This window comes from Novosphingobium aquae (assembly GCF_037572715.1).
In the GTDB taxonomy this organism is placed as follows: Bacteria; Pseudomonadota; Alphaproteobacteria; order Sphingomonadales; family Sphingomonadaceae; genus Novosphingobium; species Novosphingobium aquae.
On sequence record NZ_JBBHJY010000001.1, the window covers coordinates 165,817 to 180,922 of the forward strand.

At 64.4% G+C, this 15,106-nt stretch carries 15 protein-coding genes; 9 read left to right on the plus strand and 6 right to left on the minus strand.

Features of this window, described 5'->3' with window-relative positions; all coding sequences use genetic code 11:
• The first annotated feature begins 32 nt into the window (after positions 1 to 32).
• The 7 genes from sdhC to creD all read left to right on the plus strand — a co-directional run bounded on the left by sdhC (position 33) and on the right by creD (position 7,607).
• On the plus strand, positions 33 to 476 hold the full coding sequence (gene sdhC, locus WG900_RS00895) for a succinate dehydrogenase, cytochrome b556 subunit (protein WP_339964020.1): 444 nt from the start codon (positions 33 to 35) through the stop codon (positions 474 to 476).
• 11 nt (positions 477 to 487) lie between these two features.
• On the plus strand, positions 488 to 871 hold the full coding sequence (gene sdhD / locus WG900_RS00900) for a succinate dehydrogenase, hydrophobic membrane anchor protein (RefSeq protein WP_339964022.1): 384 nt from the start codon (positions 488 to 490) through the stop codon (positions 869 to 871).
• On the plus strand, positions 871 to 2,679 hold the full coding sequence (sdhA, locus tag WG900_RS00905; RefSeq protein ID WP_339964023.1) for a succinate dehydrogenase flavoprotein subunit: 1,809 nt from the start codon (positions 871 to 873) through the stop codon (positions 2,677 to 2,679). Before sdhD ends, sdhA begins: the two co-directional genes overlap by 1 nt.
• 165 nt (positions 2,680 to 2,844) lie before the next feature.
• Positions 2,845 to 3,903: an LLM class flavin-dependent oxidoreductase gene (locus WG900_RS00910; RefSeq protein WP_339964024.1), complete on the plus strand. Its 1,059-nt coding sequence runs from the start codon at positions 2,845 to 2,847 to the stop codon at positions 3,901 to 3,903.
• A 94-nt stretch (positions 3,904 to 3,997) separates the two neighbouring features.
• Positions 3,998 to 4,387, plus strand: a complete 390-nt coding sequence (locus tag WG900_RS00915; RefSeq protein WP_339964026.1) for a BlaI/MecI/CopY family transcriptional regulator — start codon at positions 3,998 to 4,000, stop codon at positions 4,385 to 4,387.
• Positions 4,384 to 5,979: a M56 family metallopeptidase gene (locus WG900_RS00920; protein ID WP_339964028.1), complete on the plus strand. Its 1,596-nt coding sequence runs from the start codon at positions 4,384 to 4,386 to the stop codon at positions 5,977 to 5,979. Before WG900_RS00915 ends, WG900_RS00920 begins: the two co-directional genes overlap by 4 nt.
• Before the next feature lie 164 nt (positions 5,980 to 6,143).
• Positions 6,144 to 7,607, plus strand: a complete 1,464-nt coding sequence (gene creD / locus WG900_RS00925; protein ID WP_339964030.1) for a cell envelope integrity protein CreD — start codon at positions 6,144 to 6,146, stop codon at positions 7,605 to 7,607.
• 93 nt (positions 7,608 to 7,700) lie between these two features.
• Here the strand turns inward: creD and WG900_RS00930 are convergent, their stop codons facing one another.
• From WG900_RS00930 to ypfJ, 3 genes are all read right to left on the minus strand, one after another.
• Positions 7,701 to 8,849 carry an alpha-hydroxy acid oxidase gene (locus tag WG900_RS00930; RefSeq protein ID WP_339964031.1) on the minus strand — a complete coding sequence of 383 codons (1,149 nt, stop codon included), beginning with the start codon at positions 8,847 to 8,849 and terminating at the stop codon, positions 7,701 to 7,703.
• A 78-nt stretch (positions 8,850 to 8,927) separates the two neighbouring features.
• Complete coding sequence (locus WG900_RS00935; RefSeq protein WP_339964032.1) at positions 8,928 to 9,617, minus strand: hypothetical protein; 690 nt, start codon at positions 9,615 to 9,617, stop codon at positions 8,928 to 8,930.
• Between the two features lie 34 nt (positions 9,618 to 9,651).
• A complete protein-coding gene (ypfJ, locus tag WG900_RS00940) occupies positions 9,652 to 10,560 on the minus strand; it encodes a KPN_02809 family neutral zinc metallopeptidase (RefSeq protein ID WP_339964033.1) in 909 nt (302 codons plus the stop codon).
• 89 nt (positions 10,561 to 10,649) lie between these two features.
• Here ypfJ and WG900_RS00945 point away from each other — a divergent pair, with 89 nt between their 5' ends.
• Together WG900_RS00945 and WG900_RS00950 are read left to right on the plus strand one after the other, a co-directional pair.
• Entirely contained in the window at positions 10,650 to 11,405 is a 756-nt protein-coding gene (locus tag WG900_RS00945) for a 3-hydroxybutyrate dehydrogenase (RefSeq protein WP_339964034.1), read from the plus strand.
• Between the two features lie 103 nt (positions 11,406 to 11,508).
• Positions 11,509 to 12,996, plus strand: coding sequence for a M28 family peptidase (locus tag WG900_RS00950; protein WP_339964035.1), 1,488 nt, complete (start codon positions 11,509 to 11,511; stop codon positions 12,994 to 12,996).
• 8 nt (positions 12,997 to 13,004) lie between these two features.
• Here WG900_RS00950 and WG900_RS00955 read toward each other — a convergent pair whose 3' ends face one another.
• From WG900_RS00955 to WG900_RS00965, 3 genes are read right to left on the minus strand one after another with little or no spacing between them, the layout of a single operon-like run.
• Positions 13,005 to 13,886: an alpha/beta fold hydrolase gene (locus WG900_RS00955; protein WP_339964036.1), complete on the minus strand. Its 882-nt coding sequence runs from the start codon at positions 13,884 to 13,886 to the stop codon at positions 13,005 to 13,007.
• Positions 13,883 to 14,767: a pirin family protein gene (locus tag WG900_RS00960; protein WP_339964038.1), complete on the minus strand. Its 885-nt coding sequence runs from the start codon at positions 14,765 to 14,767 to the stop codon at positions 13,883 to 13,885. The genes WG900_RS00955 and WG900_RS00960 overlap by 4 nt, the downstream gene beginning before the upstream one ends.
• Entirely contained in the window at positions 14,764 to 15,045 is a 282-nt protein-coding gene (locus WG900_RS00965) for a BolA family protein (RefSeq protein ID WP_339964039.1), read from the minus strand. Before WG900_RS00965 ends, WG900_RS00960 begins: the two co-directional genes overlap by 4 nt.
• Positions 15,046 to 15,106 lie beyond the last annotated feature (61 nt).

Below are 15,106 nucleotides of genomic sequence, written 5' to 3' on the forward strand. Positions count from 1 at the left end.
CGAGTCAGACAAGTACAGGGGAAGCACGCCCGATGGCCAAGGCCTCAAACCGTCCGATGTCACCGCATCTGCAGATCTGGCGCTGGGGGCCGGGGATGCTGCTTTCGATCCTGCACCGCGTTACCGGCAGCGGGCTCGCCACCTTTGGTCTCGGCCTGCTGCTGTGGTGGCTGGGCGCGCTGGCTTCGGGCGCGGATGCCTATGCCGTGTTCCAGTCGTGGGTCTGGGCCGATCTTTCCAGCCTGGTGTGGAGCGGTGCGGATATCATCCGTTCGCTCATCCGCGTGGTGCTGAAGGTCGTGGTGATCGGGCTGACCTGGTCGCTGTTCCAGCACCTGCTTTCGGGCCTGCGCCACTTCGTGCTCGATATCGGTGCCGGCTATGAACTCGATACCAACAACCGCACTTCCGCCATTCTCCCCGTGCTCGCCCTGCTGCTTACCGCCGGGTTCTGGGCACTGATCATCCTGCGCTGAGGCATAAGACTATGGGTAACGGAACTTCCATCGGAAGCGTGCGCGGACTGGGTTCGGCGCATTCGGGATCACATCACTGGCTGCTGCAACGCTTTACCGCGATGGGCAACCTGATCCTGATCGCTTACCTGCTGACCGCAATGGTGTTGCTGCCTGATCTCAGCTTCATGGTCGTGCGCCACTGGATTTCGCAGCCTATCCCGGCAACCGCCGTTGCCCTGCTGGTGATCAGCCTGTTCTGGCACGCGCGGCTGGGCCTGCAGGTCGTGGTCGAGGATTACGTCCATGACCACGCCAACAAGTTCGCGGCCCTTGCTGCGCTGAACCTCGTCGCTTTCGGCGGGACGGCCTTCGGGGTCTTCTCCATCATCCGCATCGCTCTCGGAGCCGCATAATGACCGCGCCAGCTTACAAGATCATCGACCACACCTATGACACTGTGGTCGTCGGTGCCGGCGGTTCGGGCCTACGCGCCACGATGGGCAGCGCCGAGGCTGGACTGAAAACCGCCTGCATCACCAAGGTGTTCCCCACCCGCTCGCACACCGTGGCGGCACAGGGCGGCATTGCGGCTTCGCTGCAGAACAACACGCCCGATCACTGGACTTGGCACATGTTCGACACCGTCAAGGGGTCGGACTGGCTGGGTGATCAGGACGCGATCGAATACATGGTGCGTGAAGCGCCAGAAGCGGTTTACGAGCTGGAGCACGCCGGCGTGCCCTTCAGCCGCAACGCCGATGGCACGATCTACCAGCGCCCGTTCGGCGGCCACATGCAGAACATGGGCGAAGGCCCGCCGGTGCAGCGCACCTGCGCTGCGGCTGACCGTACTGGTCACGCCATGCTCCACGCGCTTTATCAGCAGAGCCTGAAGTACGACGCGGATTTCTTCATCGAATACTTCGCGATCGACCTGATCATGGAGAACGGCCAGTGCCGGGGCGTGATCGCCATCTGCATGGACGATGGTTCGATCCACCGCTTCCGCAGCCATGCGGTCGTGCTGGCGACCGGCGGTTACGGCCGCTGCTATTATACCGCGACCTCGGCCCACACCTGCACGGGTGACGGCGGCGGAATGGTGCTGCGCGCCGGCCTGCCGCTGCAGGACATGGAATTCGTCCAGTTCCACCCGACCGGCATCTATGGTGCGGGCGTGCTCATCACCGAAGGCGCGCGCGGCGAGGGTGGTTACCTGACCAACTCCGAAGGCGAACGCTTCATGGAGCGCTATGCTCCGTCGGCGAAAGACCTTGCCAGCCGTGACGTCGTGTCGCGTTCGATGGCGCTGGAAATCCGCGAAGGCCGCGGCGTCGGCCCGCACAAGGACCACATCTACCTGCACCTCGATCACATCGATCCCAAGGTGCTGGGCGAACGCCTGCCGGGCATCACCGAATCTGGCAAGATCTTTGCCGGCGTCGACCTGACCCGCCAGCCGCTCCCCGTGGTGCCGACCGTCCACTACAACATGGGCGGTATCCCCACGAACTACCACGGCGAGGTGATGACCATCGGCGCTGACGGCAACCCCGAAACGGTCGTCCCCGGCCTGTTCGCAGTGGGCGAAGCGGCCTGCGTATCGGTCCACGGCGCGAACCGCCTCGGCTCGAACTCGCTGATCGATCTCGTGGTCTTTGGCCGTGCCGCCGGGCACCGTCTCAAGCAGCTGATCAAGCCGCAGTCGGCCCATGCCGAACTGCCCAAGGACAGCGCCGACCTCGCGTTGGGCCGTCTCGATCACTTCCGCAACGCCAAGGGCTCGTCCTCGACCGCGGAAATCCGCGACGAGATGCAGCGCACGATGAGCCTCCATGCAGCCGTGTTCCGCAACGACGAACTGATGGTCGAAGGCAAGAAGAAGCTCGCAGCGACCTATGCCAAGATGCAGGACATCAAGGTCACCGACCGTTCGCTGATCTGGAATTCGGACCTGATCGAGACGCTGGAACTGGACAACCTGATCAGCCAGGCCACCGTCACGCTCCACGGCGCGCAGAACCGCAAGGAATCCCGCGGCGCCCACGCGCACGAGGATTTCCCCGATCGCCACGACGCCGAATGGATGAAGCACACCGCCGCCTGGTTCAACGGCTGGGGCGGCAAGGGCGGCGAGGTCAAGATTGACTACCGCCCGGTGCACGAATTCACGCTCACGGATGACGTGGAATACATCAAGCCGAAGAAGCGGGTTTATTGATCGGCGCTTCAAAAGCGCAAAAACAAAGGGCTGGGGCGGAAACGCTCCGGCCTTTTGCGTTGAGAGGCGATAAATCCCCTCTTGCTATTGAAACGGTCTAGGTGACATTATGCCCCGGCAAGGCGAACGCACGCTGCGATTCGCCGCACGGGAAAGGATCACCTCATGCGCGTCGGCATGCACCTCGGTTACCAGAATCTCGATGGCACGCCGGATCACGAGTTCTTCCTGCGCGAGACCAAGTTGGCGGTTGAGGCCGAGGCGATGGGGTTTGACTATGTCGGACCGGTCGAGCATCACTTTACCGACTATGCGGCCTGTCCCGATCCGTTCGGGATGCTGTCCTATGTTGCGGCGCGGACGTCCAAGATCGATCTGATCACCGGCGCGGTGATCCTGCCGTGGAACAACCCGCTGCGGGTGGTCGAGCAGGCGCTGCAGCTGGATGCTCTGAGCGAGGGCCGCATGATCCTCGGCATGGGGCGCGGGGCGGCGCGGCGGGAGTTCCGCTCGTTCGGCGTGGAACTCGCCGACAGCCGCGAGATGTTCGATGAAGCCGCCGTGATCATCATGGAGGGCCTTGAAACCGGCATCGTCGAGGCCGACACCAAGTGGTACAAGATCCCCCGCACCGAAGTGCGGCCGCGCCCGATGAAAAGCTGGAAGGGCCGCGTGGTGCAGGTCACCATGTCGCCCAGTTCGGTTGAGGTTTCGGCCCGGCTCGGCACCCAGGCGCTGCGCTTCAGCCAGGGTGACTGGCGCAATGCCATCCCGGAAATCAATTCCTACCGCGCCAAGTTCGAGGAAATCCACCACCGCAAGCCGCCCCCGTTCATAATCTCGGACTTCGTGCTGACTCACACTGACAAGGCAGAAGTCGGTCGGCGGACGGACACCTATTTCTCGAAGATGTTCGAGACCGTGGCCAACCACTACGAATTCATGTCCGATCACTTCAAGGCGCTGCCCAGCTATTCCACCTACGCCTATATGGGCCGCGCGGCCGAAGCGGCGGGCGGGCCGCACAAGGCCTATACCGACTATGTCGGCGGCAACATGATCGGTACGCCCGAGGAAATCATCGCCCACCACCAGATGCGCAAGGAGATGGTCGGCGATTACGAAATGCTGGCGAACTTCAGCTACGGCGGGCTGCCCTACGAGATGGTCTATGAGCAGCTGAAGCTGTTTGCCGACAAGATCCTGCCGCATATCAAGGGGTAACTATCCCCTCCCGCAGGCGGCAGGGGAGTTGTTCATCTGGCCTTCATGTTTACAGACGTAATCGATTACGTGTGTAATCACGAGGGAGAGTCGAGTGTCATCCGAAGAACCGGATACCGGCGAACGCATCACCGAGGCCGAACACGCCGTGATGGAAGCGCTGTGGCTCCGCAGTCCGCTGACCGCCACGGAAGTCTCCGACATGGTCGGCCGCGCACGGGGGTGGAGCCTCGCCACCGTCAAGACGCTGCTTTCGCGCCTTGTCGCCAAGCAGGCGATTGCCACGGAGCCGCAGGGCCGCCGGTTCCTCTATTCCCCGATGATCGCCCGCAGCGACTATGTTGGCGGAGAGAGCAAGCGGCTGGTCGATCGCCTCTTTGGCGGCCGCGCCGCGCCGCTATTTGCTCATCTTGCAGAATCCGAAGCCCTGACCGACCGCGACCTCGCCGAGATCGAGGCCCTATTGAAGGAGCTGCGCAAATGACCGGCTTTGTCTTCGATACGCTGTTGTTCACCGCCGTGCTGATCGCACTGGTCTTGGTCCTGCGCCGCCCGGTGGCGCGCCAGTTCGGCCCGCAAGTTGCTTATGCCCTCTGGGCGCTGCCGCTGCTGCGCCTGCTGTTGCCGCCCATCGAGCTGCCCGCCAGCATGGCGCCGGTGACGGAAACTCAGGCCCCGGCAAAAGTCGTGGTGGCCTATTCCGGCGATTTCCCGGTCGTTCCGGCGGCGGATCCCGGCATCGACTGGGCCTCGATCGCCATTGCCGTCTGGGCGGCAGGCGCGGTGCTATTCCTGGTTTGGCGTACGGTCACCTATTTGCGGATGCGCCGCGACCTGCTCGAAGGCGCGTTCCCCGTGGGTGAGGCAGGGCCTGTGCGGCTGGTCGAATGCCCCACGGTCAGCGCGCCGGTCGCCTTTGGCGTGCGCGACAAGGTGATCGCGCTGCCCATGGGCTTCATGGCCTGGCACGATCGCAGTGTGCGGGATCTGGCACTGGCGCATGAGCTTGCCCACCATCAGGGGCATGACCTGCTGATCAACATCCTCGCCCAGCCGGTCATCGCGCTGCACTGGTTCAATCCGCTCGCCTGGGCCGGCTGGCGCGCGATGCGCCGCGATCAGGAAGCCGCCTGCGATGCCCGCGTGCTCGCCGGGCAGGGCGGCGAAGTGCGCGCTGACTATGGCCGGCTTATCGCAGGCCTTGCCGGCGGCCCCCGCTTGGCTCTTGCCGCGCCGATGGCCTGCCCGATCCTTGGGGAAAAATCGATCATCCACCGTTTAAGGAGCCTGTCCATGCCTGAACCCACCAAGACCCGCCTCCGCCTGGGCCGCGGCCTGCTGATCGGCGCCGCGCTGGCGCTCCCGCTGACCGCGACCATCGGCTATGCCGCGCCTGATCTTCCTGCGCCGCCGGCCGCGCCCGAAGCACCGAGCGCTCCCGTTGCGCCGAAAGTCGAACGCAAGATCCACCGCGTGGTGATCGTCGAGAAGCACGGCGACGGAAAGCACGACGAAGCCAAGCTCAAGACCCGCGTGATCGAGCGCGGCGGCAAGACGATCGTAATCAAGACCGACAAGGACCTGACAGAGGCCGAAGTCGAAGCCAAGATCGCCAAGGTTGAGGCTGACATGATGGCCATGCCGCCCGAACCGCCGATGCCGCCCGCAGCGCCCGGCGAACCGCGTCAGGTCCGCAAGATCATCATGATGTCGGGCGATGGTGAGCACATTGTCCACGGCCCTGGAAGTCAAGGCCCGCAGGTCCGCACCATGCGGATCCACCGCGACGGAACCGAAGCCCACGCCATCGCGATGGCTGGCGGCGCGGTTGCCTGCAAGGACGCCGCGACCACTAACGAAGTCTCCGCCACCACTGACAAGGACGGCAAGAAGCAGGTCATGCGCATCCGCATCTGCGGCAAGGGCGATCCGGCGATGGCATCGGCCCATGCACTTGGCGGGCTTAAGTCGGCGCGGGCTCGCATTGCCGGCAACGGCGAGATGTCGGCCGAGATCAAGGCCAAGGTCCTCGAAGAACTCGACCGCGAGATTGCCAGGCTGTCAAAGGGCGGCTGAGTGCCATAACCCAAGGGCGGAAATGTCCCCTCTTCCCTTGGACGCGCGCGGCGAGGATGGCGTCAGACCATCCTCGCCGTTGCTGTCTGATCCCTCCAAACATGGCACTTCCCAAGCCGCGAGCTTGCGCTAAGCTGCTGGCATAGGACGGGAAGGGGAAAACCATGTCAGCCACCGAACGCCGCGAACGGTCGCCCGCGATCAAGCTCTTGTTCGTCGGGCTGGTCGCATTCGTGCTGATCGTGCCGCTGATGATGGTCTATGCACTGGTCTATGACCGGCAGAGTCAGGCGCAGACCGCGCAGGCTTCGATCAACGAGGGCTGGGGCGGGCATCAGGTGATTTCCGGGCCGATCATCGTCGTTCCCTTTCGTACCACGCAGACGCAAAACGAGACCGTCGATGGCCGGTCGGTGAGCAAGGTCGTCGAGGTGGAGAAGCTGTTCTACATCTCGCCGGTATCGAACGCGGTCTCGACGCGGATCGATCCGCAGGAACGGCGCAAGTCGATCTATCGCTCGGTGCTCTACACCGCGCAGGTGAAGGGTGCGGCGAAGTTTGCGCTGCCCGCCGATCTGGAGCGCTTCGGCGTTACCCGCGACCGCCTGATGTGGGACCGCGCCGAACTGCGCATGGGCGCCAGCGACGCGCGCGGACTTACTACGGGCGGCAAGCTGATGGCCGGCGGCACCGCGCTCAACGTCCAGCCGGGCAAGGGACCGGCGGCCGCTGGCGGGCAGGGCTTCTTCGCCTTCCTCGACTGGAAGGGCGAGGGCGAACTGGCGGTGGATTATGAATTCGGCCTGCGCGGCGCGCGTGGCATCAGTTTGGTGCCCCGAGGCGGAACGACGACCTGGGACGTGACTTCGGCCTGGGCCAGCCCCAGCTTCAACGGCGCGTTTCTGCCCGAAAAGCCGCAGGTTTCGGCCAAGGGCTTCACCGCGAAATATGTCGTCGACAAGCTGGCGCTGGGCCAGCCGCCGGTGGGCATGGAAGACTATGGCGCGCCTTACGTTCCTGACGAGGTTGGTGCGCGCGCTCCCTCCCTTTCGAAGGGTGACTATGCCGTTGCCGAAGCTGGCAGCGCGGGCAACATCTCGGCCGGCGGCGCGCAGGAAGTGGTCACCGGGCAGAGCATGGCGGTCAACGTCAACCTGATCGAGCCGGTGAACCTCTATTCAAAGGTCGAACGATCGGTGAAGTACGGCTTCCTGTTCATCGGTTTCACGTTCCTCGCCTTCCTGCTGTTCGACATTGTCGGCGGCGCGCGGGTGGCGGCGGCGGAATACCTGCTGACCGGCGCGGGGCTGGTGCTGTTCTTCGTGCTGCTGCTCGCCTTCTCGGAAGTGATCGGCTTCACCTGGGCCTACCTGCTGGCCAGCGGCGCGGTGATCGGCCTGCTATCGAGCTACAGCGCCGCCGTGCTGAAGAGCTGGAAACGCGGCCGCTTCATCGCCGCGTTGCTGCTGGGGCTCTATGCGCTGCTGTTCGTGCTGCTCAACCTTGAGGCATGGTCGCTGGTCATCGGTTCTGTGCTGCTGTTCGTGGCGCTTGCCGGCGTGATGTATGCCACGCGCGGCGTTGACTGGGGCGCGGTGCGGCACCGGGAGGAAGCGGCAGAGACGTGACGTCGTCCCGGGCTTGACCCGGGACCGCTGGCATCCAGGCGCGGCGCTCGATTGATCCGGCCACCTGTCCCGGGACAAGCCCGGGACGACGCGTCACCGCCAGCGCAGCTTGTCCGGCGTCAGTTGATCCAGCCGCGAGACGCCCATCAGGCGCATCCCGCGTTCGATCTCATCCTTGAGCAGGCCCACTGCGCGATCGACGCCGGCCTCGCCTGCCGCCGCCAGCGCATAGAGGTAAAGCCGCCCGCCCGATGCTGCCGTGGCTCCTGCCGCCAGCGCCTTCAGCACCTGCGTGCCGCGCCGCACGCCGCCGTCGCAGATGATCTCGATTTTACCGCCGACCGCGTCGACAATCTCGGGCAAGTGGTCAAAGCTCGATCGGCTGCCGTCCAGCTGCCGGCCGCCATGGTTGGACACCATGATCGCGTCCGCCCCAATATCGACCGCGCGGCGGGCATCTTCGGCGCTCATCACGCCCTTCAGGCAGAAAGTGCCGCCCCAGTCCTGCCGCAGCTTGGCCGCCGTGTCCCACGTCATCGTGGGGTCGAGCATTTCGGTAAAGTATTCCTGGATCGACACCGCCTTGCCAGTGCCTTGCTTCACATGGTCGCCGAGTTGGGGCAGGCGGAACTTCTCGCGGAAGACGTAATCCATCGCCCAGCGCGGCCGCGTGGCGTAGGACAGCAGCGAGCTTGGCGTGAAGGTCGGCGGGGACTTGAAGCCCGAGCGCAGGCAGCGTTCGCGCTTGCCTGAAACGATGGTGTCGACGGTGAGCGCGATGCAGTCGAACTTTGCCGCCTGGCAGCGCTCGATCATCGATTGGTTCAGCCCCTGATCCTTGTGATAGTAGAACTGGAACATCTTCGGGCTGGAAACCAGAGCCGCGATTTCTTCGATGGAGACCGTGCCGAGGCTCGATATGCCGAACCACAGCCCGTATTTCTGCGCCACCCGGGCGACGGCGCGTTCACCCTGCCAGTGGAAAATGCGTTGCAGCGCTGTGGGCGAGAGGACCAGCGGCAGTTCGCTGCGGCGGCCCATGATCGTCAGCGACGTGTCGATCTCGCTCGCCCCGGCGAGGACGTTGGGCACGAGGTCCACGGCGTCATACGCGGCGGTGTTGCGCTCCGTGGTGCGCTCGTCATCGGCGGCGCCATCGATGTAGTCGAACACCGGCCAGGGCAGGCGGCGGCGGGCGAGTTCGCGGAAATCGGCGATGTTGTGGCAGTGCTTGAGGCGCATGGCAGCGCTTTACCGTGCCTCAGGACCAAATAACAGCCCCCAAGTAATCAAAAGCGCGCAAATGTGATCTAAATTCGATCAGCGCCGGCGCGTGCGGCTCGTCTTCTTGCGGGTTGCCTTGGCCTTGGGCGTGGCCTCCTGCGCGGCAACCGCAGCAGCTTGTGCCTTGTCCTTGTCCTTCGGATCGGCAGCAGCAATCGCGGCGAGCTTGCTTGCGACGATCTGCGCCGAGGCGGGTCGCGCCGGATAGGCACATCCGCGCTGCATGCCGACGCCCTTGAGGAACGCGCGCCGCGCCATGCCGGCGCGGATCGCCAGTTGCAGCTTGCGGTCCTGCGAATTGGCACCGGAAACTTCGCGGATCAGCCCGCGGAACGGGATCAGCGCGCCGACCGCCGACTGCGCAACCTTGCCCGCGCTGGTGCCGCCTTCGGGGTCGGTGATGTCGATATCCTCGCCCAGAATCGCGTCGAGGTTGTTGACCTCCCGCGTGAGCTGCGAACAGCGGGTGAGGCCGGCCATATCATAGGGCCGGTCCTGCGCCGACAGCAGCAGCGCCGGGATCTCGCCCTTCCGGATGTTGAGGTCGGAAAGCGGCGTGGTCGCAACGTCAGCAGCGCTGACATCGCTTTCGGTCACCGGCTTGTCAGGTTCACGCGCTTTCGCATCCTTGTCGGCCTTGGCGGCAGACGTATCGCCCTGCTTTTGCGCCATGGCCGGGCTCGCCGTGAGCAGCGCCGCGATCACGATTGTCGATAGGTTGCGCAAGCTGCTTCTCCGTGTGATGAACCCTGTTGCGGGCCTAACGCTTCAGATCAGCAAAAGTGTCGCAACTATCTTCATTGCCCGTCTCGAGGCCCTTCTTGAGCCATGTCATCCGCTGGGCGCTTGATCCGTGGGTGAAGGCTTCCTCCACCGGGCGGCGGCCCGATTTGGCGATCAGCGTATCATCGCCGATCGATTTCGCGGCATTGAGCCCGCTTTCCATGTCGCCCGGTTCCAGCTTGTCGGCGTTCTTGGCGGCCCAGACCCCGGCATAGCAGTCGGCCTGTAGTTCGAGGCGAACCGAGAGCTGGTTGGCCTGCCTTGGGCTGCGCTGCTGAAGCTGGCGGACCTGATTTGACGTGCCCAGTTCATTCTGGACGTGGTGGCCATATTCGTGCGCGATCACGTAAAGCCGCGCAAACTGGCCGCTGGCACCCAGTTCGGTTTCCATCTGTTTGTAGAAATCGGTATCGATGTAGATACCTTCGTCGCTGGGGCAATAGAACGGCCCCATCGCGCTCTGCGCCGCACCGCAGCCGGATTGGCCCGACTGCGAATAGAAGTGCAGCACCGGACGGTCGAACTTGATATTGGCCTGCTGGAACAGCGGCTCCCACGTGCGGTTGAGCATCTGCAGCGCCTGGCAGGATTCCAGGCTGGCCTTGTCGACCTTGCAGCTTTCGCCGGCCGTCTCGCCGGCAGCCACGCGCGGCTGTTCCTGCCCCGGCAAGGCTCCGCCCGCATCGCCCATGCCGCCCATCATCTGGCCAAGGTCGGCCTTGAAGACGAAGGCCGCGATCAGCAGGATCAGGATCGTGCCGCAGCCCATCTTGCCGCCGCCAATCGAAAAGCCGCCGCCGCCACCGCCGAGTCTCGGAAATCCGCCGCCCTGTCCGCGCTGGTCGTCGATGTTGACCTGATTGGGATCCAGATCGTCAAGCCGCATGCCTATTCTCCTGTTCTTGCTGGACAGGAGCGACCCTGAGCAGCAATGCCTTCGCTTCTGTCTGTCGCAACAATTCCCCGGAGTCGATAATGTTTCTGCAAGGCAAGCGCGCACTGATCACCGGTTCCACCTCGGGCATCGGCCTCGCCGTCGCCCGCGCGCTCAAGGCTGAAGGGGCAGACGTGGTACTCTGCGGGCTGGGGGAACCGGACGCGATTGCCGCGCTGTGCGAGCAACTGGGCGCGGTCCACGTGGCGGGCGATCTTTCCCGCCGCGACGGGGTGGAAGCGGTGATGGCCGGGGCGGGGCAGGTCGATATCCTCGTCAACAATGCCGGGATGCAACATGTCGCCCCTATCGAGGACTTCCCAGTCGACAAGTGGGACAAGATCATCGCGCTCAACCTGACTGCCGCTTTCGACACCAGCCGGCTGGCCGTGCCGCACATGAAGGCGGCGGGCTGGGGCCGGATCATCCAGGTGGCCAGTGCCCATTCGCTCACTGCATCGCCCTACAAGTCGGCCTATGTTGCCGCCAAGCACGGGCTTGCCGGACTGACCAAGACGCTCGCGCTGGAACTCGCCACGCACAACATCACCGCCAATTGCATCAGCCCGGGTTATGTCTGGACGCCGCTCGTCGAAAACCAGATCCCCGACACCATGCAAGCAAGGGCCATGACCCGCGAGCAGGTGATCAACGATGTGATGCTGGTGCGCCAGCCGACGCGCAAGTTCGTTCAGCCGGCGGACATCGGCGCGATGGCAGTCTTCCTCTGCCGCGACGAGGCTAACAACATGAATGGGGCCAACATTTCCATGGACGGTGGCTGGACGGCTGAATGACAGTAAGGCCAAGCGGAGGACACCGTTACCTGACTGCCACAAAAGCGAAATTTCGCTTTGGCCCGCTTGTGGAAGCGGCCAGCAAGCCGCATATCTTGCGTCGATGAAACGACGCTTGCGCACGATGAACCGATTGGCGCTGATTTGCGCGGCGGTTTCCTGTGTGCTCGGATCGGCGGCTTTGGCTGCCCCGCGCGACATGTCGCTGGAAGCGGCGCTGCGGGCGCACATCACCACTCTGGCCAGCGACGAATACGGCGGCCGTGAACCCGGCACCGATGGCGAGGAAAAGACCCTGCGCTATATCGGGCGCAAGTGGTTCGAAATGGGCCTGCAATCGGGCACCAACGATCCGGGCCACGAATGGTTCAAACCCGTCACCTTGGTCGGCCGCGAACCGGCGGGATCGACCGCGTTGTTCATGCGCAAGGGCAAGGCGCTGGCATTCCGCCAGACCGACATCCTCATGCTCACTTCGGGCCAGCGCTCGCTGTTGACCAATGCGCCGCTGCTGTTTGTCGGCAACGGGACCCGCGAATATTCGCGCGCCGAACTGGCGGGCCGTGTCGCCGTGCTGCTTTCGGGCGGGCAGGTTGACGGCCAGCGACAGGATGCCTTGCTCAAAGCCGGGGCCGGCGCGGTGATGACCGTGCTCGATGGCGAACGCACGATTGCTGAGGTGTCGGCGCGGCGCAAACGGTCTGGCTATGCGCTGGCGACCGAGCGGCTGGGCGGCGATCTTGAAGGGTTCATAACGGCCGAAGCATTCGAGCGGCTGCTGTCTCCGGCTGGCCAATCGCTGGTCGGGCTGGAAAAGGAAGCGAGCGCCACCAGCTTCGCTCCGCGCGTGCTTGACCTTACTGCCACACTTGAAGCAACAACCCGCGAAACCCGGATCAAGACGCACAATCTGATCGGCAAGATTCCCGGCCGCAAGCCCGATGCCGGCGCCGTGCTGTTCCTCGCCCACTGGGACCACTTTGGCCAATGCGCAGAACCGCCGGCGGAACGGCTGATCTGCAACGGCGCGATCGACAATGCCAGCGGCGTGGCCGCGCTGATCGAGATTGCCGCGCGGCTAGTCAAAGGGCCGGCGCCGGAACGCGACATCTACTTCCTCGCCACGACCGGCGAAGAACTGGGCCTACTGGGTGCACAGGCCTTTGCCGAAAACCCGCCGATCCCGCTGAAGAGTTTCGTCGCGGCGTTCAACCTTGATTCCATCGCCATCGCACCTGCAAACACGCCGCTGGCGACCGTTGGCCACGGCATGACCAAGCTCGACCCGCTGATCGCGCAGGTCGCTAAGCAGGAAAAGCGCAAGCTGCGGGGCGACACCGGCGCGAACACTTACGTCAAGCGGCAGGACGGCTGGGCGCTGCTGCAGCACGATGTGCCGGCGGTGATGGTGACTAGTGCCTATGGCGATCTGGCGCTCATGGAAAAGTTCTTCGAGACCGATTACCACCGCCCAACCGATCTGGCCTCGCCGAAGATCGAACTGGGCGGGGCGGCGCAGGACGTGCTGTTCCATGTCGCGCTCGGCAAGTTCTTTGCTGATACGCGCAAGGTGCCCGCCCTCGTCAAATAGATCAGCGGTCAAGTAGAACTGAGGAACCCGTCGATCGCGTTGTTGACCGCCGCCGGGTCTTCCCAAGGCACGAAATGGCCGCAGCCGTGGACCGGGGCTAGCGTCAGCTGGGTCACCACTGCGTCCATGCCGTCCAGATTGCAGGCGGGCAGGGCGAGGTCGTCCATCGCCCAGATCACCAGAGTCGGGATCGCCAGCGGCGGCAGCAGCGGTTCGCGCCAATCAGCGGGCAGGGCAAAGGGTTCGTCCATCGCCGGCACCTCGATGGGTGAGGCGCGGTACCAGTTGAGCATGGCGAAGGCTGCATCGCGGTCCTGCCAGTCAGCGAACTGGGCGTCGCGCACCTCCGCTTCGGGCCGCGCGCCTTCCCACTTCACCGCTTTGAGCAGTAGGCCGGCAAGGCCATGTTCGCGGACCAGTGAATCGTTTCCAGGATCGCGGAATTCGCGGATGTACTGGCTCGCGGCGCGCTGTTCGGCATTGGTATATTGCAGCTTCTGGAACAGCGCCGGGTGCGGAGCATTGGCGATGATCGCCCGTTCCACGCGGGTGCCTTGGCCAAGGATCGCCACGCCCCAGGCAATCGCGCCGCCCCAGTCATGGCCGAGGATCGTGAACTTGCCGATGCCAAGGGCGTCGGCGAGATCAAACACGTCGCGGATCAGCTTGTCAGGCGTGTAGCTCCCGACATCCTGCGGCTTCGACGATCCGCGATAGCCGCGCTGGTCAGGGGCAATGCAGCGATACCGGCCCGACAAGTGCGCGATCTGGTGCCGCCAGGTGCGGTGGCTCTCGGGGAAACCGTGGAGGAAGATCAGCGCTGGGGCGTCAACAGGACCGACGTCCACCACATCGAGTTCGATGCCAGAGGCAAGCGTAACGCGCTTCATTCGACGCTCCTCGTTAGCGGGCGTTCGGGGATCGGGATCCATTCCACCTCGTCGCCCGGCACTTTTGAAAAGCGGCCTTCGGTCCAGTCCGCCTTGGCCTGTTCTATCCGCTCGCGGCGCGACGAGACGAAGTTCCACCAGACATGGCGCCGGGTGGCAAAGGCCTCGCCGCCCAGCAGCATTACGCGCCCGCCCTTTTCGGAGGTCAGCGTCATAGCCTCACCTGGGGCGAGCACGGCCAGCGTGTAAAGCGGCAGGTCCATCCCGCCGATCCGCGCCTCGCCGCCGACCAGCATGACCGCGCGCTCATCGGCCTCGGCATCGATCGGGATCGCGCCGCCGGGGGCGAGCAGGATCTCGGCGTAGATCGTTTCGGCATGGCAGGTGGTCGGCGCGGTTGCTCCCCACAGGCTGCCCATGATCACGCGCGCTGTAGCGCAATTGTCCTCGACCAGCGGCAGGTCCTGCCGCGATTCAAAGGCGGGATCGATCTCCTCCTGTCCGTCGGGCAGGGCGAGCCAAGTCTGCATGCCGTAAAGCTTTGGCCCGGTAGCGCGATCTTCTGCCGGCGACCGCTCTGAATGGACGATGCCGCGTCCCGCCGTCATCAGATTGACCTGTCCCGGACGGATCGTGGCGAAGGAGCCGATCGAATCGCGGTGATCGATCGCGCCTTCAAACAGCCATGTCACCGTGGCGAGGTTGATGTGCGGATGCGGGCGAACGTCCATCGCGTCACCCAGCTGGAGCTGCGAGGGGCCGAACTGGTCAACAAAGATGAACGGGCCGACCATTGTGCGCCCGGGACTGGGCAGAACGCGCCGCACCTGAAACGCGCCAAGATCATGCGTGACGGGGGCGATCAGGAGCGGTTCAGTCATTTCGCTTCTCCCGGTGCGCGGGCCTTCAGCGCCATGGCGTGGACGCGCTGGCCGGGAATATCGCCCAGCGCAGCGTTGATCATGCGCTGGCGCTGAACCCGGTTCACGCCAGTGAAGGCAGCGCACTCGATTTCCACCGTGAAGTGCGATTCGCCCGATCCGTCATCGCCGGAATGGCCATGGTGGCTGGCGCTGTCGTTGATCACGGCAAGCTGGGTGGGGGCGAAGGCTGCGGTCAGCAGCGCTTCGATTTCGGACTGGATGGGGCCATTGGACATTTGTCGAAATCTACGTCCCCGCAGGGGTTCCGGCAAGCGCCGTGCCGACTATATGGGACCG